Genomic DNA, 19,910 nt, shown 5'->3' with positions numbered 1-19,910 from the left:
CCGGCATGATGGACGCATGCGAGCAGTGGTGCAGAGGGTGGACGGCGCGAGCGTCGTCGTGGACGGCGAGACGGTCGGGGCGATCGAGGGCGAGGGGCTGTGCGTCCTCGTCGGCGTCACCCACGAGGACACCAAGGAGAAGGCGGCCCAGCTCGCCCGCAAGCTCTGGTCGATCCGGATGCTCCAGGACGAGAAGTCGTGCAGCGACGTCGACGCCCCGCTGCTGGTGATCAGCCAGTTCACCCTGTACGGCGACGCCCGCAAGGGCCGCCGCCCCACCTGGAACGCCGCCGCCCCCGGGGACGTCGCCGAACCGCTGGTCGACGAGGTGGTCGCCCAGCTGCGCGCCCTGGGCGCGACGGTGGCGACGGGCCGCTTCGGCGCGCGGATGCGGGTGTCGCTGACCAACGACGGCCCGTTCACCGTCCTGCTGGAGATCTGACCGGGGGGCCGGCCCGGCACCGGCCGGCACCGGCCGGCGACCGGCCGGCTCAGGGCTCGACTATGGTCTCCTGGGCCGCCGCCGTCTCCCCGGCGAGCAGCCGGGCGTCCACCGGCACGTTCCGCTTGACCAGCGCGAGCGCGACCGGTCCCAGCTCGTGGTGGCGCGCGGACGTCGTGACGAACCCGATCCTGCGCCCGTCCGGACCGTCGTCGGCGACCCGGATCTCCGTCCCCGCCGCCGGCAGGTGGACCTCGCTGCCGTCCAGGTGCAGGAAGACCAGCCGGCGCGGCGGCTTGCCCAGGTTCTGGACCCGGGCGACGGTCTCCTGGCCCCGGTAGCAGCCCTTCTGCAGGTGCACCGCGCCCCCGATCCAGCCCAGCTCGTGCGGGATGGTGCGGTGGTCGGTCTCGAAGCCGAGCCGGGGGCGGTGCTGCTCGACGCGCAGCGCCTCGTGGGCGAGGATCCCGGCGGGCGGCCCGGCCTGCTCCGCGTACGCCTCGAGCTCGGCCCGGGGCAGGAACAGGTCGCGTCCGTACGGGGTCTCGCGGACGACGACGCCCTCGGGCGCCTCGGCGATGGAACCGGCGGGCAGGTGCACCACCGCGATGTCGGCGGTGCGGTCGGCGACCTCGACGCGGTAGAAGAACTTCATCGACTCCAGGTACGCGATCAGCGCCTCCTGGGTGCCCGGTTCGACGTGGGCCCAGACCGTCTCCCCGTCGTCGACGAGGTAGAGGGCGTGCTCGATGTGCCCGTTGGCGGAGAGGATCAGCGCCTCGGTGGCCTGGTGCGGGGGCAGCTCGCTGACGTGCTGGGTGAGCAGCAGGTGCAGCCAGCCGAGCCGTTCCGGGCCGGTGACGGTCACGACCCCGCGGTGGGACAGGTCGACGAAGCCGGTGCCGTCGGCGAGGGCGCGCTGCTCGCGGAACAGGTCGCCGTAGTGGGCGGCCACGCCTTCGTCCACGCCCTCGGCGGGGACGGCGCCGGGCAGGGTCAGCAGAGGGCTCTTCATACGCCCAAGCCTACGTCCCGGTGGTCTCCGCCTCCGGAGCGCAGTCACCGCACCTGCCGAAGATCGCGAAGTGCTTCATGTCCGTGTCGAAGCCGAAGGAGTCCCGCAGCTTGGCCGTGAACTCGGCCGCCACCTCCACGTCCGCCTCGATGACGCCGCCGCAGTCGCGGCAGACCAGGTGCAGGTGGTGGTGCCGGTCGGCGAGGTGGTACGTCGGGGCGCCGTGCCCGAGGTGGGCGTGGCTGACCAGGCCCAGCTCCTCCAGGAGCTCCAGCGTGCGGTAGACGGTGGAAATGTTGACCCCCGACGCCGTCTTCCTCACTTCCGCGAGGATGTCGTCGGGGGTCGCGTGCTCAAGGGTGTCCACGGCTTCGAGCACGAGTTGGCGCTGCGGCGTCAGCCGGTAGCCGCGCTGCCTGAGGTCGCTCTTCCAGTCGGTGCTCACCACACCCCGAGTCTAGGGGGTGCCGTCCGGACCGGGGCGGGCCCGCTCGGGGCGGGGCCTACTTGAAGAAGGCGATGCCGTCGTCCGGCAGGTCGTCGGGCAGGGCCTTGGCCCAGCGCTCGACCTGCTCCGGGGTGACGACCTTCTTCAGGTGCGCCGACATGTAGGGGCGCAGCTCGACCTCGGGGGTCTGCTTCTCGCCGACCCACATCAGGTCGCTCTTGACGTAGCCGTACAGCCGCTTGCCGCCGCTGTAGGGACGGGAGGCGGCGGTGCGCGCGACCGCGTCCGTGACCAGGTCGATCTGCGGCTTGCCCTCGGCCAGCTCGCCGTACCAGATCTCGATGACGCCGTCGTCGCGGGTCATCGTCACCTCGACCTTGCGGGCGGCGTCGATCCGCCAGAAGCCGTGCTCGGACTCCAGCGGCCGGACCTTGTTGCCCTCCCCGTCCAGCACCCAGGTGTGGGAGCGGTACTCCAGGAAGTCCCGGCCGTCGTGGGTGAACGCGACCTCCTGCCCGAAGTTGCACTTCTCGGCGCCGGGGAAGTCGTGCACGCCCGCACCCGCCCAGTCACCGAGCAGGAAGGCGAGCGGGACGAGGTCCTTGTGGAGGTCGGACGGGATCTCGATCATGAGAGGCAGTTCCTGGACGTGGTCGGACAGGGTCAGCGCTGGCCCTGGAACAGCTTCTTCACGGTCAGCCCGGCGAAGGCGAGGACGCCGACGCAGACCAGGACCAGCAGGGCTTCGAAGAAGATAACCACGGGGTGCTCCTTGAGCGGGGGTGCGGTGTGTGCACAGGGCCGGACCCCAGCTTACGCGGCCGGGGCCCGGCCCCGTCGGGCGAGGTCCGCCCCGACGGGCGCCGGCCCGGCGGCCGGCCCCGCCCCACCGCCGTCCGCCGGGGCGGCACGGCGGGCCCACGGGTGATCGCCGCGGTCGCGGGGGCGTTGACTACGATTCGGTCATGGCGAAGAAGCTCGTGATCAAGGTGACCGCGGGGGCCGACGCCCCCGAACGCTGCTCGCAGGCGTTCACGGTGGCGGCGGTGGCCGTGGCGAGCGGGGTGGACGTCTCCGTGTGGCTGACCGGGGAGTCGGCGTGGTTCGCGCTGCCGGGGCGGGCCGCCGAGTTCGAGCTGCCGCACGCCGCGCCGCTGCCCGACCTGATCGATGCGCTCCTGGCCGGGGGCCGCCTCACCCTGTGCACGCAGTGCGCGGCCCGCCGCGACATCACGGAGAAGGACGTCCTCGAGGGCGTACGGATCGCCGGTGCGCAGGTGTTCGTCCAGGAGGCACTGGCCGACGACACCCAGGCGCTCGTCTACTGAGCCGGCCGGGCGGGCCCTACCGGGGCCGTCTCCTGCCGTCCAGCTCGTCCCACCACTCGTCGGACTGCGGGTCGCCGGTGGGGTCGTCCCACCAGCGGTCCTCGGGGCCGCGCCGGTTGGCGACCATCGCGGCGAGCGGGGGGATGACCATGGCCACCACGCACATGCCCACGGCCGCCGGCACCGACCACAGCCGCACGACGCTCCAGGCCAGGACGAACAGCCCGATGCACGTGCCCATCATGACGAAGTAGGTGCGGCGCCTGCGCGCGTACATGCCTCCAGCGTAGGTCCGGACATGCCGGAGGGCCGCATCCCGGGCGTCTAACCGTGGGATGCGGCCCTCGGCGAGCGGGCTCAGACCGCGATCGCGACCTCGGCCAGGCCGCCCTGCTGGGCGACGACCGTGCGGTCGGCGGTGGCGCCGGGCACCAGGGCGCGGACGGTCCAGGTGCCCTCCGCCGCGTAGAAGCGGAACTGTCCGGTGGCGGAGGTGGGGACCTCCGCGGTGAACTCGCCGGTCGAGTCCAGCAGACGGACGTAGCCCGTCACCGGCTCGCCGTCGCGGGTCACCTGGCCCTGGATGGTGGTCTCACCGGGCTTGATCGTCGAGGCGTCCGGGCCGCCGGCCTTCGCACCGCACATGTCTTAACTCCTGAAGGGGTCGGGAGAGGTCGGTCGGGAGGGTTACTTGCCGGGGCCGAGCTCGATCGGCACGCCGACGAGGGAGCCGTACTCGGTCCAGGAGCCGTCGTAGTTCTTGACGTTCTCCACGCCGAGCAGCTCGTGCAGCACGAACCAGGACAGCGCGGAGCGCTCACCGATGCGGCACAGGGCGATGGTGTCCTTGGACAGGTCGACCTGCTCGGCCTCGTAGAGCGCCTTGAGCTCCTCGTCGGACTTGAAGGTGCCGTCGTCGTTGGCGTTCTTGGACCACGGGATGTTGCGGGAGGTCGGCACGTGGCCGGGGCGCTGCGACTGCTCCTGCGGCAGGTGGGCCGGGGCGAGCAGCTTGCCGGAGAACTCGTCGGGCGAGCGCACGTCGACGATGTTCTTCTTGCCGATGGCGTCCACGACCTCGTCGCGGAAGGCCCGGATGGACAGGTCCTGCGGCTTGGCCTTGTACTCGGTCTTCGGCCGCTCCGGCACCTCGTCGCCGGGGACCAGCTCGCGGGCGTCGAGCTCCCACTTCTTGCGGCCGCCGTCGAGGAGCTTGACGTTCTCGTGGCCGTACAGCTTGAAGTACCAGTAGGCGTACGCGGCGAACCAGTTGTTGTTGCCGCCGTACAGGACGACCGTGTGGTCGTTGGCGATGCCCTTGTCGGACAGGAGCTTCTCGAAGCCCTCCTGGTCGACGAAGTCACGGCGGACCGGGTCCTGCAGGTCCTTGGTCCAGTCGATCCGGACGGCGTTCCTGATGTGGTTCTTGTCGTAGGCGGACGTGTCCTCGTCCACCTCGACGATGACGATGCTCGGGTCGTCCAGGTGCTCCTGGAGCCAATCGGCGTCGACCAGGACGTCGCTGCGGCTCATGCTCTCTCCTCCGGGGCAGATGCGGCGGGGCGTGCCAGTGCGGGGTGCGCGCGGCCGCACCGGGCCGGCGCACGGGTGCCCTCGACGGGGCGGGGTGGGATGCGGACGGCGGCGCGTCCGCTCAGAAAGGCCGACAGAGCATGGCGGCGACGCGGCACAGGTCCACTGCCCGCCGCTTCGTGAGATCCGCCTGTCCTCGCGCTCGGAGGACGCTCGTCTGACACTGCATACGGCCGATCGTAAGGAGGACGGGCGGACGTGTCACCGGTGTGTCATACCCTGAGACGCAAGCGTCCGAAAAGTGAGACGAATGAGGGAAGGAGCCCACTCCCGCGGAGGCCGGGTCCCCATGCGTCCGCCGTCGCATCTGCCCTGCGGACTCCCCCGTCTCGCCTGTCGGACTCCCTCGGGCCGTCCGATCCTTCCTACCCGGCCAGGCGGACGTCGGAACCCTTCACCGTGATGTCCACCCCGTCCCGCGCCGCCTCGACCTTGTCCAGCCGGATGCCGCCGGGCAGGCCGTCGATCCTCTGCTCGAAGTCGGTGATCTGCCGCACCCGGGACTCGGCGATCTCGACCCCGCCGAACGTGGGCGGCGCGTCCGCCTCCACGCGGACGGTGTGGCCGTCCACGACCGTCACCGAGCTGAGCACGGAGACCGGCTCGGGCAGCTTGGTCCCGAGCACGGTGGCCTCCACCTCGACCTTGATCTTCCCGTTGCCGCCGTCGGACAGGCCGACGATGTTCGCGGTGACCCCGGGGCCCATCCGCGTGGGCTCGGACCCCGCGGTCTTGAGCAGTTCGTCGTAGGCGACCGTCGCGGTGCCGGTGGCGTCTGCGGCGGTGGCGGAGCCGAAGTCGCCGGAGAACTCGACGCCCCGCATGTCGGCGCGCAGATCGTCGACGCGGATCTTCCGGGCGCCGTCGCCGGCGGTGGCCTCGTACTGCCGGATCCCGACCTCGACGCCGTCGAGGGTGCCGCCCGCGACCTGGGTGAGGAAGGGGAAGCCCTTGATGGACACGTCGGGGGTGTCGGCGAGGTTCTCGGACGCCTTCAGCCGGTCCGCCACCTCGCCCTCGGCGAAGTGGACCGCGACGCGGTCCGCGATCACGAAGATCCCGCCCAGTACCACGGCGATGATGAACAGTGTGCGTAGTGCGCGCATGCGGTGTTTCCCCCACCGGGCAGGTCGGACGGCATCCCTCGACGACCGGTCGGCCGTCAGCGCGAGGGTAGCCCCGCCGGGGGCGGGGACCCCTAGATTGTCGATCACCTGTGACAGGGGCCGTGCCCGGGGGGGCGGGACCCGTGGCCCGGCCCGCCCCCGTCCGTCCTCAGCCGAGCACGCGCCCCAGCACGTACACCGCCGGGGCGGCCGCCGCCAGCGGCAGGGCGACGCCCGCCGTGAAGTGGACGAAGCGCGACGGGTAGTCGTAGCTGGCGACCCGGTGCCCGATCAGGGCGCAGACCGCCGCGCCCGCCCCGAGCAGCGCGCCCGGGGCGCCCAGGTCCGTCATCGAGCCGGCCGCGAACCCCGCGCCCGCCGCCACGAGCAGCGCGATCACCACCGGCACCGCGGTCACCGCGCCCGGCAGCGGCAGCGCCCGCGCCACGACCGCCGCGGCCACCGCGAGCGCCCCGACGGTCACCGCGTCCGCGTCCGCCGCCAGGTACCCGCCCGCCACGATCGCCAGCGCCGCCGCGGCGACCGTCGCCGTCAGGCCGTACATCCGCTCGTCGGGGTCCGCGTGCGACCGCAGCTGCAGCGCCAGCGACAGCAGCACCCACACGCCGAGCGTCCCCAGGATCGCCGACGGCGAGCGGTCCGACGCCAGCAGCGCCACGTCCGCGACCAGCGCCCCCAGGAAGCCCAGGGCGATCCCCTGGCGCGCGGGCCACATCCCGTTCAGCCGGAACCAGCCCGCCGCCGTGACCCCCTGGAGCACCACCAGCGGCACCAGCAGGGCGTAGGTGCCCAGCGCCGCCCCGCCGGCGAGCAGCAGCCCCAGCAGCGCGGTGAGCACCGCCGACTGCATCCCGGGCTCGATGATCGGGGAACGCCCCTCCGCGCGGGCGCGCTGCGCGTCCGTGACGCGCGTGTTCCCGGCCAGCGTGGCCGGCCCGTACTCGGGAAGGTCCCCTGCGGTCCCCGCGGCCCCGGACCCGGGGCCGGCGGACGGCGGCACGGGGGCCGGCGGAACCGGGGCGGAGGCCGGAGCGGGGATCGGCGCGGGGGCGGGGGTCGGCGCGTGCGCCGGCGCGTACGCCGCCGGCGAGGGCCCGTGCCCCCCGTACCCGGCCGGCTCGGCGTACCCCTGCGGCGGCAGGTACGCCGTCTCCTCCGCCGGCGCGGGCACCGGCGGCTGCATCTGCGTCTCCCAGGTCTGCCCCTGCCACTGCTGCGTGTACTGCTGGTCGGCGTACGGGTCCTCGTACGCCTGCTGCCCGGGCCACGCCTGCGGCTGGGGCCGGGGCTGCGGCTGCTGCGGCTGTCGGTACTGCTGGTACGGGTCGTACCCGTCGTGTCCCTCGTACGGCTGGTCGGTCATGGCTCACCCTCCTGCGAACGGCGGGAGCACCTCGACCGTGCCGCCGTCGGCCAGCCGTACCGTCTCATGCGCGCGGGTGCCCACGGGATCACCGTCGAGCAGGAACGAGCAGCGCAGCAGAACGCGCGCGAGTTCGCCGGGGTGCCGCTCGCGCACCGCGTCGAGCGCTCCGGCGAGCGTGTCCGCCTCGTACGGCTCCTCGGCCACCCCGGCCGCGGCCTTGGCGGCGGCCCAGTACCGCACCGTGACCTTTGCCATCTGCTGGTTCCTCAATCGGTTGACGGTGAACACCGTCAGGCTAGTCCGTCCGGGCGACCGCCCAGTCCCCGATCCGGTGCAGCAGCCCCTCCGGCGCCGCGTTCTCCGCGTGCCCCATCCCGGGCTCGATCCAGAGTTCCCCGTGCTCGCCGGCGGCCGCCGCCAGCATGCGCGGGTGGTCGAGCGGGAAGTACCCGTCGCTGTCGCCGTGCACGATCAGCAGCGGCGTCGGCGCGATCCGCGGCACCGCCTCGACGGGGGAGAGCGGAACCGGGTCCCAGTGCCGGTGGTGGATCCGCGTCCGCAGCCCGTAGCGTCCCACCAGCCGCCCGGAGGGCCGGGTCACCAGCCAGTGCAGCCGCCGCATGGGCGCGGTCCCCCGGTAGAACCACCGGGCGGGGGCGCTCACGCAGACCACGGCGTCCGCGCCCGCGTCGCCGTCCCCGAGCGCCGCGTGCCGCAGCACCACCGAGCCCCCCATCGAGAACCCGACGGTGACCACGCGCGCGTGCCCCCGTTCCCGCGCCCACGCCACCGCCGCCGCCAGGTCCAGCACCTCCCGGTCCCCGACCGTGGACCGCCCGCCCGACGCGCCGTGCCCGCGAAAGGAGAACGTCACCACGGCCCCGTGCCGCGCGAACGCCCGCGCCACCCGCCGCACGTGCGGCCGGTCCGCGTCCCCCGTGAAGCCGTGGGCGACCACGAACACCGGAACGCGGGAGGGGTCCCGGGGCTCCCGGGGGATTCCGTGCGCGGCGTTTCCCGGACCGTTTCCCGGGTCGTATACGGAATCGATCCGCACGCCGTCCGCGGTGCGCAGAAACGTCCGCGAAGGCGTGCCGCCGCTCCCTGCGCCCCGGGTTCCGGAACATGGACGAGAGGTGGAGCGCGCCACATGACCCGCCCGATCGGTGCTCATGTCGGCTATTCTGCTGCGAAGAGGACTCGGGCAGCGAAGCCCCCGGGTCCTTTTGTGCTTTCGGGAGCGTTGTATACGACGCGGGAGACCGCCGGTGTACGGGGCCGTCGATCGCACGCGACAGTTCCGCGAATGTCCTCTCGGGGACCGAGGAGGAACCAGACGTCATGGGCGAGCGAACCGTGCACGAAGGCAGGACGACCCCGGTCCGGGCGGAGGCGATGCGATGAGTTCCCTCCTGCTCCTGACCAACGCCCTCCAGCCGTCGACGGAGGTGCTCCCCGCCCTCGGCCTGCTGCTGCACACCGTGCGCGTGGCCCCCGCGGAGGGCCCGGCCCTCGTCGACACCCCCGGCGCGGACGTCATCCTCGTCGACGGCCGGCGCGACCTCCCGCAGGTCCGCAGCCTGTGCCAGCTGCTGCGCTCCACCGGCCCCGGCTGCCCGCTGGTGCTGGTGGTGACCGAGGGCGGCCTCGCCGCCGTCACCGCGGACTGGGGCATCGACGACGTCCTGCTGGACACCGCGGGCCCGGCCGAGGTCGAGGCGCGGCTGCGGCTGGCCATGGGCCGCCAGCAGCTCGTCGGCGACGACTCCCCGATGGAGATCCGCAACGGCGACCTGTCGGTGGACGAGGCGACCTACAGCGCCAAGCTCAAGGGCCGCGTCCTCGACCTCACCTTCAAGGAGTTCGAGCTGCTGAAGTACCTCGCGCAGCACCCGGGCCGGGTCTTCACCCGCGCCCAGCTGCTGCAGGAGGTCTGGGGCTACGACTACTTCGGCGGCACCCGCACGGTCGACGTCCACGTGCGGCGGCTGCGGGCGAAACTCGGCCCCGAGCACGAGTCGCTGATCGGCACCGTCCGGAACGTCGGTTACCGATTCGTTACCCCGGAGAAGGGGGACCGCGCCGCCGAGGAGGTCAGGGGCGGGACCGACCGGCAAAAGACGTCGGATACGGACGAGACGACCGCCCGGGACGGCACCGGGGCGCGGGCGAAGGCGTGAAAGGCGCACGCATGAGCGTTGCGATCGCACATACGAGCCCTTTCCCCCCTGTACGGAACCTCCTTTACGCCCTGCCCGGACCGGTTATATCCGCGTAGACTCCGCGCGTGGCCAAGGTAACCAGGGATGACGTGGCACGGCTGGCGGGCACTTCCACCGCCGTCGTCAGCTATGTCATCAACAACGGACCCCGGCCGGTCGCCCCGGCCACGCGCGAGCGCGTGCTCGCCGCGATCAAGGAGCTGGGGTACCGGCCCGACCGCGTCGCCCAGGCGATGGCGTCCCGGCGCACGGACCTCATAGGCCTGATCGTCCCGGACGCGCGCCAGCCCTTCTTCGGGGAGATGGCGCACGCGGTGGAGCAGGCCGCGTCCGAGCGCGGGAAGATGGTGCTGGTCGGGAACTCCGACTACATAGGCGAGCGCGAGGTCCACTACCTGCGGGCGTTCCTGGGGATGCGCGTCTCCGGGCTGATCCTGGTCAGCCACGCGCTCAACGACCTGGCCGCCGCGGAGATCGACGCCTGGGACGCCCGGGTGGTCCTGCTGCACGAGCGCCCCGAGGCGATCGACGACGTCGCCGTTGTCACCGACGACCTCGGCGGGGCCCAGCTCGCCGTGCGCCACCTGCTGGAGCACGGCTACGAGTACGTCGCCTGCGTCGGCGGCACCGCGGAGACCCCCGCCGTCGGCGACCCGGTCTCCGACCACGTCGAGGGCTGGCGGCGCGCGATGGAGGAGGCCGGCCTCCCGACCGAGGGCCGCCTCTTCGAGGCCCCGTACAACCGCTACGACGCCTACCGCGTCGGCCTGGAGATCCTCTCCGGCCCGGACCGTCCGCCCGCCGTCTTCTGCTCCACCGACGACCAGGCGATCGGCCTGCTGCGCGCGGCGCGCGAGCTGCGCATCGACGTGCCCGGTGAGCTCGCGGTCGCCGGGTTCGACGACATCAAGGAGGCGGCGCTCACCGACCCGCCCCTGACCACGGTCGCCTCGGACCGCTCGGCGATGGCCCGCTCGGCGGTGGACCTCGTGCTCGACGACGGCCTGCGGGTGGCCGGCTCGCGCCGCGAACGCCTGAAGGTCTTCCCGTCCCGCCTGGTGGTACGCGACTCCTGCGGCTGCGGGCAGTCGTAACCGCGCCGCTCCACGGGGGCGGGACTTCACGTCGGGCGCCTTCGCGTCGGACGCCTTCGCGTCGGGCGCCTCCGCACCGGACGTCCTCGCATCGAACACCCCCACACCGGACGCCTTTACATCGGGCATACGAGGTTCTGCCGGACTTTTCAGCGAGCGCTCAGCATGTTCTCATCGTCGGGCGCGAGGCTCATGAACATGACCGAGAACCCCCGCCCCGGCGACGCGTACGAGAGCAGCGGCCCCCACCGGGCGAGCCCCGGGTGGCCGCCCCCGCCGGCGCACGCGCCGACGCCCGAGCAGCCCCCGGACCCGGCCCCGAGGCGGAAGCGGAACCGGAGCCGGGGCCCGGCCGCCCTGCTCGCCGCGGTGGCGATCGTGGCGGCCGCCGCGGGCGGCGGCGCCGCCTACGGCGTACAGGAACTGATCGGCGACGGCACCGCCGCCGCCTCGAGCTCCACCCGCACCGACGTCGTACCGGCCGCCCTGAAGGGCACGGTGTCCGGCGTCGCCGAGTCGGCCGGCCCGAGCATCGTCGAGATCGGCGCCACCTCCTCCGCCGGCTCCTCGACCGGCTCCGGCGTGATCATCACCGGCGACGGCGAGGTCGTCACCAACCACCACGTCGTCGCCGGGGCCTCCTCCATCGAGGTGCGGACGCACGACGGCACGGCGTACACCGCGGAGGTCGTCGGCACCGACAGCGGGAAGGACCTGGCGCTGATCAAGCTGGAGGACGCCTCCGGCCTGAAGGCGGCCACCCTCGGCGACTCCGACGGCCTGCAGGTCGGTGACCAGGTCGTGGCGATCGGGTCCCCCGAGGGCCTGACCGGCACGGTGACCAGCGGCATCGTCTCCGCGCTCGACCGCGACGTGACCGTCCCGAGGGGTGACGGCCAGGGCCAGCGGCAGTGGCAGCGGGGCGACGGCCTGCCGTTCGAGTACGGCGGCCGGGAGTTCAACGGCGACACGGGCGACTCCACCACCACCTACCGGGCCATCCAGACCGACGCGTCCCTGAACCCCGGGAACTCCGGCGGCGCGCTGATCGACATGAACGGCAACGTCGTCGGCGTCAACTCCGCGATGTACGCGCCGAGCGGCGCGGACTCCTCCGCCGCGGGCAGCGTGGGCCTGGGCTTCGCGATCCCGGTCAACACGGTCAAGGCGGACCTGCCGGGCCTGCGGTCCGGCGCGACCGGCTGACGCGCGCCCCGGGAAACGTGCGAGGCTGAGGATCCGGGAGGCGACCCCTCCCCCGGCCGCGCTCTCCTTGCCGACATGAGGACAGGACCCGACACCCATGACCCCCGCAGAAGGCGACCGTGACCCCCGGCGCATCCTGATCGTCGACGACGAGCCGGCGGTGCGCGAGGCGCTCCAGCGCAGCCTGGCCTTCGAGGGGTACGACACCGAGGTCGCCGTGGACGGCGCGGACGCCCTGGAGAAGGCGGCGGCCCACCGGCCCGACCTGCTCGTCCTCGACATCCAGATGCCCCGCATGGACGGCCTCACCGCCGCCCGCCGCATCCGCTCCGCCGGCGACACGACCCCCATCCTGATGCTGACGGCGCGGGACACGGTCGGCGACCGGGTGACGGGCCTGGACGCCGGGGCGGACGACTACCTGGTGAAGCCGTTCGAGCTGGACGAGCTGTTCGCCCGGATCCGCGCGCTGCTGCGCCGCAGCTCCTACGCGGCGGCCGTGGCCGCCTCCGCCGAGTCGGACGACGTCCTCGCCTTCGGCGACCTGAGCATGAACCTGGCCACGCGGGAGGTCGTGCGGGGCGGGCGCCCGGTGGAGCTGACCCGTACGGAGTTCACCCTGCTGGAGATGTTCATGGCGCACCCGCGCCAGGTGCTCACCCGGGAGCAGATCCTGAAGGCGGTGTGGGGCTTCGACTTCGAACCCTCGTCCAACTCCCTGGACGTGTACGTGATGTACCTGCGCCGCAAGACCGAGGCGGGCGGCGAGCCGCGCCTGGTGCACACGGTGCGGGGCGTGGGTTACGTGCTGCGGCAGGGCGGCGCGGAGTGAGGGAAGCACGGGAGTGAGGAGGGGGCGGGAGTGAGGAGGGCGCAGGAGTGAGCGGACCGGTGCGCCGCTTCCGGGCCCTGCCGATCCGGGCGCGGCTGTCGCTGCTGGTGGCGGCGGCGGTGGCGTTCGCGGTGGCGGTGGTCTCCGTCACCTGCTGGTTCATCGTGCAGAAGAAGCTCTACGCGGAGCTCGACGACGACCTGCGCTCGTCGGTCGTCGTGCTGGACCAGGACCAGCTCGACAGGATCGTCGCCACCTGCAGCCGGACGCCTTCCCGCACGGACGACGCCCTCGGCCCGCAGAGCGGGAGCTACGGGCAGCTGGTGCGGCGCGACGGCACGGTGTGCCTGCTGCCGTTCGCCTCGGCCTCGGTCGGGGTCACCGGTCACGACAAGGAGGTGGCCGGCGCCCCGGACCCGGGCACCCTCGCCTTCCGCAACGGCACCGACGGCAACGGCGACCCGGTACGGGTGCTGACCACCGCGCTCACCGTCAAGACGCCGCTCGGCCGCGGCGTGGCCCGGGACTACGCCTATGTCGCCGCCGTCCCCCTCGACAGCACCCGGTCGACGCTCAGCGACCTCGCCCTGCTCCTGCTCCTGGTCTCCGGCCTGGGCGTGCTGGGCGCCTCCGCCGCGGGCCTCGCGGTCGCCCGGGCCGGCCTGCGCCCCGTCGACCGGCTCACCGAGGCGGTCGAGCACGTGGCCCGCACCGAGGACCTGGGCATCCGCATCCCGGTCGAGGAGGACGCCGAGGACGAGGTCGCCCGGCTCTCCCGCTCCTTCAACTCCATGACCTCCGCCCTCGCCAGCTCCCGCGACCTGCAGCAGCAGCTCATCGCGGACGCCGGGCACGAGCTGCGCACCCCGCTCACCTCCCTGCGCACCAACATCGAACTCCTCACCCGCAGCGAGGAGACGGGCCGCCCCCTCCCGCCCGACGACCGCAAGGCGCTGCTCGCCTCCGTGAAGGCGCAGATGACGGAACTGGCGTCGCTCATCGGCGACCTCCAGGAGCTGTCCCGCCCGGACACCGGCCAGCACGCCGGCCGGACGCGGATCGTCGCCTGGCAGGACGTCGTCGAGTCGGCCCTGCGCCGCGCCCGGCTGCGCGGTCCGGAGCTGACCATCACGGCGGACGTGCGGCCCTGGTACGTGCGGGCGGAGCCGAGCGCGCTGGAGCGGGCGGTGGTCAACGTCCTGGACAACGCGGTGAAGTTCAGCCCGGAGGGCGGCACCGTCGAGGTCCGCCTCGCCGACGGCGTCCTCACCGTCCGCGACCACGGCCCCGGTATCCCCGCCGACGAGCTGCCGCACGTCTTCGACCGGTTCTGGCGCTCCCCGGGCGCCCGCTCCCTGCCGGGTTCCGGCCTCGGGCTGTCCATCGTGGCCCGCACGGTCCAGCAGGCGGGCGGCGAGGTCGCCCTGGTCCCGGCCGAGGGCGGCGGCACGACGGCCGTGGTCCGCCTGCCGGGCGCCCCGGCCCCGCCGCCCGGGGCCCCGTAGCGGGGGCGGCGCCCTTCCCCCCGACCAGTCCTTCCCGACCGGTCCTCCGGGCCGTTGTGCGGGTCCGGCCGCGGGCCCGGAGAGGGAGCGTGGCCGCCGTACGACACGGAGGAAGCCCGGACCGTGGCGGTCCGGGCTTCCTCACCGGGGGCGCGCGGGTCGCCGCGCGGGGCGACTACTTCGCCCGGGCCTCCTTGGTGGCCTGCTCGATGCGCTCGCCGATGGTGGCGTCGATGTTCTTCCAGTACTCGAAGGCACGGGAGAGCACCGGCTCCTGCACCGGGGCGAGGGCACCGGAGACGGTCTCGACGAGGCGGTCCCGCTGGGCGTCGTCGAAGACCTCGCGGACCAGCGTGCCGGGCTGCGTGAAGTCGTCGTCCTCGGCGTGCAGGCGGTAGGCGCTGCGCACCATCTCGCCGTCGGCCTCCCAGCTCTCGTCCACCGGGCCGGTCTCGTCCGCGTACGGACGGCCGAAGGCGTTCGGGGCGTACACCGGGGCCTTGCCGGTGTGCTCGAACGTCATGGCGGCGTCGAAGGTGTAGGAGTTGGTCTTCACCTTCGGACGGTTCACCGGCAGCTGGAAGTAGTTGGCGCCGATGCGGGCGCGCTGGGCGTCCGCGTAGGCGAAGACGCGGCCGAGCAGCATCTTGTCGGGGGAGACGCCGATGCCCGGGACGAGGTTGGACGGCGCGAAGGCCGCCTGCTCGATCTCGGCGAAGAAGTTCTCCGGGTTCCGGTTCAGCGTCATGGTGCCGACCTTGATCAGCGGGTAGTCCGCGTGCGGCCACACCTTGGTCAGGTCGAACGGGTTGAACCGGTAGTCCTTGGCGTCCGCGTACGGCATGACCTGGACGTGCAGGGTCCAGGACGGGAACTCGCCGCGCTCGATGGCCTCGGACAGGTCACGGCGGTGGTACTCCGCGTCGGACCCGGCGAGGCGCTCGGCCTCCTCGTTGGTCAGGGACTCGACGCCCTGCTCGGAGATGAAGTGGTACTTCACCCAGAACTTCTCGCCCTCGGCGTTGACCCACATGTAGGTGTGGGAGCCGTAGCCGTTCATGTGGCGCCAGGACCGGGGCAGACCGCGCTCGCCCATGAGGTAGGTGACCTGGTGGGCGGACTCGGGGTTGGCGGTCCAGAAGTCCCACTGCATGGTGTTGTCGCGCAGGCCGGTGTCGGGCAGCCGCTTCTGGGACCGGATGAAGTGCGGGAACTTCATCGGGTCGCGCACGAAGAAGACGGGGGTGTTGTTGCCCACGAGGTCGTAGTTGCCCTCGGAGGTGTAGAACTTCAGCGAGAAGCCGCGGACGTCGCGCCAGGTGTCCGGCGACCCCTGCTCACCGGCCACGGTGGAGAACCGGGCCAGCATCTCCGTGCGCGCACCCTGCTGGAACAGGGCCGCCTTGGTGTAGCGGGAGACGTCCTCGGTGGTCTCGAAGACGCCGAAGGCACCGGCACCCTTGGCGTGCGGGTTGCGCTCCGGGACGCGCTCACGGTTGAAGTGCGCGAGGGTCTCGACGAGCTGGACGTCGTGCAGCAGCAGCGGCCCGTTGGAACCCAGGCTGAGCGAGTTGCGGTTGCTGACGGCCGGCGCGCCGTTCTCGAGCGTCGCCGGGGTGTCGATGGAGTCGGACAAGGCGGTCTCCTTTGTGTGCGTACGGGGCCGAAGCCCAGTCGGCGGACTCAGAGGGGGGAAGTTCACCAGGCCGAGCCCGCACTCGATCCTACAATAGATTCTGTCTAACTTCCGTGCCGCTCCAGAAAGAGATCGAGCCCGGCGCCGCCGGAGCGGGAGGCCGCGCGCCGCACGCACCGCGCCCGCGCCGCACGCACCGCGCCCGCGCCGCCCCACCGAGCCGGGTCCCGCCGCAACCGGACGCACCGCCCGGCCGTGCGGGGGCTTCCCCCCTCCTCCCCGGGAGACGCGGCGTCCGCCCCGGTACCGCGCGCCCCGGCCCGACGTGCGCGACGGACCGTCCGGTCACGCCGCTCCTCCCCGCCGCCCGGAGCCGCGGGCACCCCAGGCCCTCTTCCGCAGCGCACGTGCGATGAGTGACGATCGTGGCACGAACGGTAATCACCGCTGCTCGGCGTATCGGAGGGACACCGCATGAGGGGAAGTACCGCAAGAGGCACCGGCGCCGGGCCGCGCCGCGCCCACGGGACGGGGGTCCTCGCGTGAGTGACGCCTTCCGGCTCCGTCTGCTGCCCTGGACCACGCCCGAGGGCAAGCCCTGTTACCTGAGCACCGACAGCGACCGCAGCAGGCTCTCCCGGCTCGCGGACGACGTGGAAGAGGCCCAGCTGGACTCGGGGGAGCAGGTGCTCGCGGGAGCGCGGGCCGTGCTCGCCGATCCCGAGGCCGGCGAGCGGGCGGTGCGCTTCGCGCTCACCCGGGCGACGGAGTCGCTGGAGGACGCGCTCCGGGTGGCCGAGAGCCGGGGGCGGCGCATCGTCCGGCTCGAGTGAGACGGGGGGCGGCGGGCGGGGAAGCGCCTGTGCCACGCTGGGCGGCATGGAGACGCCACGGGAGAGACTGCCCCGGTACCGCGTGCTGACCGGCCCCGACGACGCCGCGTTCTGCCGCCGGGTGAGCGAGGCGCTGGACATGGGGTACCGGCTGCACGAGGGGCCGGCGCTCACCTTCGACGGGGAGCGGGTGATCGTGGCGCAGGCGGTCGTGTGGCCTCACGCCGAGGGCCCGCCCCCGGCATGAGGACGGGCCCCGGGCGTCGGTCCGCGCGGTTACCGCACGATCGTGATCCGGTCCGCCTTCGGCGGGTCGATCGGGTCGGCCGCCGAGGAGTTGGCCGTCAGGTACCGCTCCAGGGCCGTCAGGTCGTCCGCGCCGACGAGGTCGTTCGTGCCCTCGCCCAGCGTCGGGAAGCCGTCGCCGCCGCCCGCGAGGAAGCTGTTCGTCGCGACGCGGTAGGTGGCGGACGGGTCGACGGGCTCGCCGTTCAGCCGGACGGAGTCCGTGACGACCCGGTCCGCGCCGGCCCTGGTCAGGTCCAGGGTGTAGGTCAGGCCCGAGGAGACCTGGAGGATCTTCGGGGCGGCCTCGTTCGGGCCGCTCACCTGCTCCCTGAGGGCCTGGATCAGCTGCGCGCCCGTGAAGTCCTGGAGGTTGACCGTGTTGGCGAAGGGCTGGACCGTGAAGGCCTCCGCGAACGTCACCACGCCGTCGCCCTCGGAGCCGCCGGCCGCGTAGGTCAGGGACGCCCGGATGCCGCCGGGGTTCATCAGCGCCAGGTCGGTCTCCGGGTCCAGGGTCCTGCCGTACTCCAGCTGCGCGTCGGCGATCAGGTCGCCGAGCGGGGACTCCGTGCCGTCGCGGACGATGTCGCCGGAGATGTGGCCGATCGGGCGGTTGCCGATGGGGGCGGCGAGGGTGTTCCACTCGTCGATCAGGCGGGTCATGTCCGGCGCCCTGGGGACGTCCCGGGTGACGACGTGGTTCGCGGACTTCACGGCCGTGCGGGCGATGTCGCCGGTCGCGCGGTCGTAGGTCAGCGTGGTGTCCGTGTAGAGGCGGCCGAAGGACGCGGCCGAGGTGACCGTGCGGGGCTTGCCGGCCGGGTCGGGGATCGTGCAGACGTACGCCGCGTGGGTGTGGCCGGTGACCAGGGCGTCCACCTGGGGCGTGACGTTCTTCGCGATGTCCGCGATCGGGCCGGAGATGCCGTCGCCGGCGCCCGGGGAGTCGCAGTCGTAGTTGTAGGAGGAGGACGCCGGGAAGCCGCCCTCGTGGACGAGGGCGACGATGGACCTCACGCCCTGGCGCTGGAGCTCCCGGGCGTACTTGTTGATCGTCTCGACCTCGTCCTTGAAGACGAGGCCCTTGACGCCCTCGGCCGAGACGATGTCCGGGGTGCCCTCGAGCGTCACGCCGATGAAGCCGATCCTGACGCCCTGCTTCTTCCACACCCAGTACGGCTTGAGGAGGGGCTTCCTCGTCCTCTCGTCCAGGACGTTGGCCGCCAGGTACGGGAAGTCGGCGCCCTTGAACCCCTTGTCGGTGGAGCAGCCGTCGGTGGGGTGGCAGCCGCCGTTCTGCAGGCGGACCAGCTCCGCGGCGCCCTCGTCGAACTCGTGGTTGCCGACCGAGGTGACGTCCAGGTCGAGCTTGTTCAGCGCCTCGACGGTGGGCTCGTCGTGGAAGAGGCCGGAGAGGAGGGGGGACGCGCCGACCAGGTCGCCGCCGGCGGCGGTGACGGAGTAGCGGTTGCCCTTGCGGGCCTCGCGCAGGTGGGTGGCGAGGTACTCCACGCCGCCCGCCTCGACGTCCTTCGTCATCCCGTCGGGCTGGAGCTCGTTGACCCGGCCGGAAGAGCCCGCCGGGGGTTCGAGGTTGCCGTGCAGGTCGTTGAAAGACAGCAGCTGGACGTCCTGGTAACGGCCCGGGTGGTGGCCGTGCGGCCCGCCCTTGCCGCCGCCGCGCTCGCCCGCGCTCGCCGACCCGGGCAGGGCGGCGGCGGCCAGCGCGCCGACGGTCAGCACGCCGGCGGCGGTCGCGAGGAGACGGTTCGTACGGCGTCTGCGGCGCTGCTGACGGTGCGCCGGGGATGTGGCTGGCATGCGCCCCCCTGTGGGTCCGAGTGGGTACCGGCGCAGCCTAGGGTCAACGCGCGTAGCGCGACAGGGTGTTCAGGGTTACATCTTGGTGTGTCTTTCGCCGCCGCCGTCGCCGCCCGTCCCACGGCGCCCTCCCGCGCCCGTCCGCGCCCTCCGCTTACCCTCGTACGCATGACCAGCGACGACATCGCACGCCCCGGACGGCCCCGCTCGATCCAGACCTCCGCCGCGCTCCCCTCCGAGCAGGTCGAGGCGGTCCTCGCCCTGCTCGACGAGGCCGCCCGGACCGACGGGCAGCAGGCGGTGTCCGAGCAGGGGCGGTTGCAGCTGCGCGGCGGGGAGCGGGAGGGGGTCTCGCACCTGCTGCTCACCGCCGGCGACGAACTCCTCGGATACGCCCAACTGGAGGACACCGACCCGGTGGAACCGCCGGCCGCCGAGCTGGTCGTGCACCCCGCGCACCGGGGCCGGGGGCACGGGCGGGCACTCGGCGCCGCACTGCTCGCCGCGTCCGGGAAGCGGCTGCGGGTGTGGGCGCACGGCGGGCACCCCGCCGCCCGGCACCTCGCCCAGGTGCTCGGGCTCACCCTCTTCCGGGAACTGCGGCAGATGCGGCGGCCGTTGACCGGGCTCGACCTGCCCGATCCGGCGCTGCCCCGGGACGTGACCGTACGGACGTTCGTGCCGGGGCGGGACGACGCGGCCTGGCTCGCGGTGAACTCCGCCGCCTTCGCCCACCATCCCGAGCAGGGCTCCCTCACCCAGCGCGACCTCGACGACCGCAAGGCCGAGCCGTGGTTCGACCCCGAGGGCTTCTTCCTCGCCGAACGGGAGGGCCGGATCGTCGGCTTCCACTGGACCAAGGCGCACGCGGCGGAGGGCCTCGGCGAGGTGTACGTCCTCGGGGTGGCCCCCGGCGCCCAGGGAGGCGGCCTCGGCAAGGCCCTCACGACGATCGGGCTGCGGCACCTGGCGGGGAAGGGCCTGCCGACGGCGATGCTCTACGTCGACGCCGACAACGAGGCGGCGGTGTCCGTCTACGAACGGCTCGGTTTCACCACGCACGAGACGGACCTGATGTACCGCACGGAGAGCTGACCCGGCCGGGGAGCCGACCCGGCCGGGCCGCCGCTCGGCGAGGACCCGGCCGGCGGGTC

The 19,910-nt window shown here is 73.1% G+C and carries 22 protein-coding genes; 10 read left to right on the top strand and 12 right to left on the bottom strand.

The window, feature by feature from the left end; translation table 11 throughout:
• Window positions 1-16 precede the first annotated feature (16 nt).
• Complete coding sequence (gene dtd, locus ACZ56B_RS15085) at window positions 17-442, top strand: D-aminoacyl-tRNA deacylase (protein WP_468789942.1); 426 nt, start codon at window positions 17-19, stop codon at window positions 440-442.
• Window positions 443-491: 49 nt separating this feature from the next.
• Here the strand turns inward: dtd and ygfZ are convergent, their stop codons facing one another.
• The 3 genes from ygfZ to ACZ56B_RS15070 are packed head-to-tail and all read right to left on the bottom strand — an operon-like array spanning window position 492 to window position 2,536.
• The gene (gene ygfZ, locus ACZ56B_RS15080) at window positions 492-1,457 is read right to left on the bottom strand and encodes a CAF17-like 4Fe-4S cluster assembly/insertion protein YgfZ (RefSeq protein ID WP_468789941.1); all 966 of its coding nucleotides are present in this window, start codon (window positions 1,455-1,457) and stop codon (window positions 492-494) included.
• A gap of 10 nt (window positions 1,458-1,467) precedes the next feature.
• Complete coding sequence (locus ACZ56B_RS15075) at window positions 1,468-1,905, bottom strand: Fur family transcriptional regulator (protein WP_468789940.1); 438 nt, start codon at window positions 1,903-1,905, stop codon at window positions 1,468-1,470.
• 55 nt (window positions 1,906-1,960) lie between these two features.
• The gene (locus tag ACZ56B_RS15070; RefSeq protein WP_468789939.1) at window positions 1,961-2,536 is read right to left on the bottom strand and encodes a heme-binding beta-barrel domain-containing protein; all 576 of its coding nucleotides are present in this window, start codon (window positions 2,534-2,536) and stop codon (window positions 1,961-1,963) included.
• 334 nt (window positions 2,537-2,870) lie between these two features.
• On the opposite strand from ACZ56B_RS15070, the gene ACZ56B_RS15065 reads away from it, so the two are divergent.
• Entirely contained in the window at window positions 2,871-3,233 is a 363-nt protein-coding gene (locus ACZ56B_RS15065) for a DsrE family protein (RefSeq protein ID WP_468789938.1), read from the top strand.
• 16 nt (window positions 3,234-3,249) lie between these two features.
• Here ACZ56B_RS15065 and ACZ56B_RS15060 read toward each other — a convergent pair whose 3' ends face one another.
• From ACZ56B_RS15060 to ACZ56B_RS15030, 7 genes are all read right to left on the bottom strand, one after another.
• Window positions 3,250-3,510, bottom strand: coding sequence for a DUF3099 domain-containing protein (locus ACZ56B_RS15060; protein ID WP_468789937.1), 261 nt, complete (start codon window positions 3,508-3,510; stop codon window positions 3,250-3,252).
• Window positions 3,511-3,590: 80 nt separating this feature from the next.
• The gene (locus ACZ56B_RS15055) at window positions 3,591-3,878 is read right to left on the bottom strand and encodes a DUF1416 domain-containing protein (RefSeq protein WP_010351646.1); all 288 of its coding nucleotides are present in this window, start codon (window positions 3,876-3,878) and stop codon (window positions 3,591-3,593) included.
• Window positions 3,879-3,920: 42 nt separating this feature from the next.
• Window positions 3,921-4,766 (bottom strand): sulfurtransferase, encoded by an 846-nt coding sequence (locus ACZ56B_RS15050; RefSeq protein WP_468789936.1) that lies wholly within the window; start codon window positions 4,764-4,766, stop codon window positions 3,921-3,923.
• A gap of 425 nt (window positions 4,767-5,191) precedes the next feature.
• Window positions 5,192-5,932 (bottom strand): LmeA family phospholipid-binding protein, encoded by a 741-nt coding sequence (locus ACZ56B_RS15045; protein ID WP_468789935.1) that lies wholly within the window; start codon window positions 5,930-5,932, stop codon window positions 5,192-5,194.
• 169 nt (window positions 5,933-6,101) lie between these two features.
• Window positions 6,102-7,316, bottom strand: coding sequence for a hypothetical protein (locus tag ACZ56B_RS15040; RefSeq protein WP_468789934.1), 1,215 nt, complete (start codon window positions 7,314-7,316; stop codon window positions 6,102-6,104).
• A 3-nt stretch (window positions 7,317-7,319) separates the two neighbouring features.
• Window positions 7,320-7,574 carry a MoaD/ThiS family protein gene (locus ACZ56B_RS15035; protein ID WP_468789933.1) on the bottom strand — a complete coding sequence of 85 codons (255 nt, stop codon included), beginning with the start codon at window positions 7,572-7,574 and terminating at the stop codon, window positions 7,320-7,322.
• A 40-nt stretch (window positions 7,575-7,614) separates the two neighbouring features.
• Window positions 7,615-8,493, bottom strand: a complete 879-nt coding sequence (locus ACZ56B_RS15030) for an alpha/beta hydrolase (RefSeq protein ID WP_468789932.1) — start codon at window positions 8,491-8,493, stop codon at window positions 7,615-7,617.
• A gap of 226 nt (window positions 8,494-8,719) precedes the next feature.
• On the opposite strand from ACZ56B_RS15030, the gene ACZ56B_RS15025 reads away from it, so the two are divergent.
• From ACZ56B_RS15025 to ACZ56B_RS15005, 5 genes are all read left to right on the top strand, one after another.
• Window positions 8,720-9,499 (top strand): response regulator transcription factor, encoded by a 780-nt coding sequence (locus ACZ56B_RS15025; protein WP_468789931.1) that lies wholly within the window; start codon window positions 8,720-8,722, stop codon window positions 9,497-9,499.
• Between the two features lie 107 nt (window positions 9,500-9,606).
• Complete coding sequence (locus ACZ56B_RS15020) at window positions 9,607-10,635, top strand: LacI family DNA-binding transcriptional regulator (RefSeq protein ID WP_468789930.1); 1,029 nt, start codon at window positions 9,607-9,609, stop codon at window positions 10,633-10,635.
• 192 nt (window positions 10,636-10,827) lie between these two features.
• Window positions 10,828-11,841 carry a S1C family serine protease gene (locus ACZ56B_RS15015; RefSeq protein WP_468789929.1) on the top strand — a complete coding sequence of 338 codons (1,014 nt, stop codon included), beginning with the start codon at window positions 10,828-10,830 and terminating at the stop codon, window positions 11,839-11,841.
• 97 nt (window positions 11,842-11,938) lie between these two features.
• Window positions 11,939-12,673, top strand: a complete 735-nt coding sequence (locus ACZ56B_RS15010) for a response regulator transcription factor (RefSeq protein WP_468789928.1) — start codon at window positions 11,939-11,941, stop codon at window positions 12,671-12,673.
• 47 nt (window positions 12,674-12,720) lie between these two features.
• Window positions 12,721-14,178, top strand: a complete 1,458-nt coding sequence (locus ACZ56B_RS15005; RefSeq protein WP_468789927.1) for a sensor histidine kinase — start codon at window positions 12,721-12,723, stop codon at window positions 14,176-14,178.
• Between the two features lie 175 nt (window positions 14,179-14,353).
• Here the strand turns inward: ACZ56B_RS15005 and ACZ56B_RS15000 are convergent, their stop codons facing one another.
• The gene (locus tag ACZ56B_RS15000) at window positions 14,354-15,814 is read right to left on the bottom strand and encodes a catalase (RefSeq protein WP_468789926.1); all 1,461 of its coding nucleotides are present in this window, start codon (window positions 15,812-15,814) and stop codon (window positions 14,354-14,356) included.
• Window positions 15,815-16,356: 542 nt separating this feature from the next.
• Between ACZ56B_RS15000 and ACZ56B_RS14995 the strand changes: the two genes are divergently transcribed.
• The gene (locus ACZ56B_RS14995; protein ID WP_468789925.1) at window positions 16,357-16,647 is read left to right on the top strand and encodes a hypothetical protein; all 291 of its coding nucleotides are present in this window, start codon (window positions 16,357-16,359) and stop codon (window positions 16,645-16,647) included.
• A gap of 46 nt (window positions 16,648-16,693) precedes the next feature.
• Window positions 16,694-16,894, top strand: a complete 201-nt coding sequence (locus ACZ56B_RS14990) for a DUF1737 domain-containing protein (RefSeq protein ID WP_468789924.1) — start codon at window positions 16,694-16,696, stop codon at window positions 16,892-16,894.
• A gap of 29 nt (window positions 16,895-16,923) precedes the next feature.
• Here the strand turns inward: ACZ56B_RS14990 and ACZ56B_RS14985 are convergent, their stop codons facing one another.
• On the bottom strand, window positions 16,924-18,756 hold the full coding sequence (locus tag ACZ56B_RS14985) for a bifunctional metallophosphatase/5'-nucleotidase (RefSeq protein WP_468789923.1): 1,833 nt from the start codon (window positions 18,754-18,756) through the stop codon (window positions 16,924-16,926).
• A 168-nt stretch (window positions 18,757-18,924) separates the two neighbouring features.
• Here ACZ56B_RS14985 and mshD point away from each other — a divergent pair, with 168 nt between their 5' ends.
• Window positions 18,925-19,851 carry a mycothiol synthase gene (mshD, locus tag ACZ56B_RS14980; protein ID WP_468789922.1) on the top strand — a complete coding sequence of 309 codons (927 nt, stop codon included), beginning with the start codon at window positions 18,925-18,927 and terminating at the stop codon, window positions 19,849-19,851.
• The last annotated feature ends 59 nt before the right edge of the window (window positions 19,852-19,910 follow it).

The organism is Streptomyces sp. NPDC034670, assembly GCF_055574875.1.
This window is presented reverse-complemented; position numbering and strand designations above follow the sequence as displayed.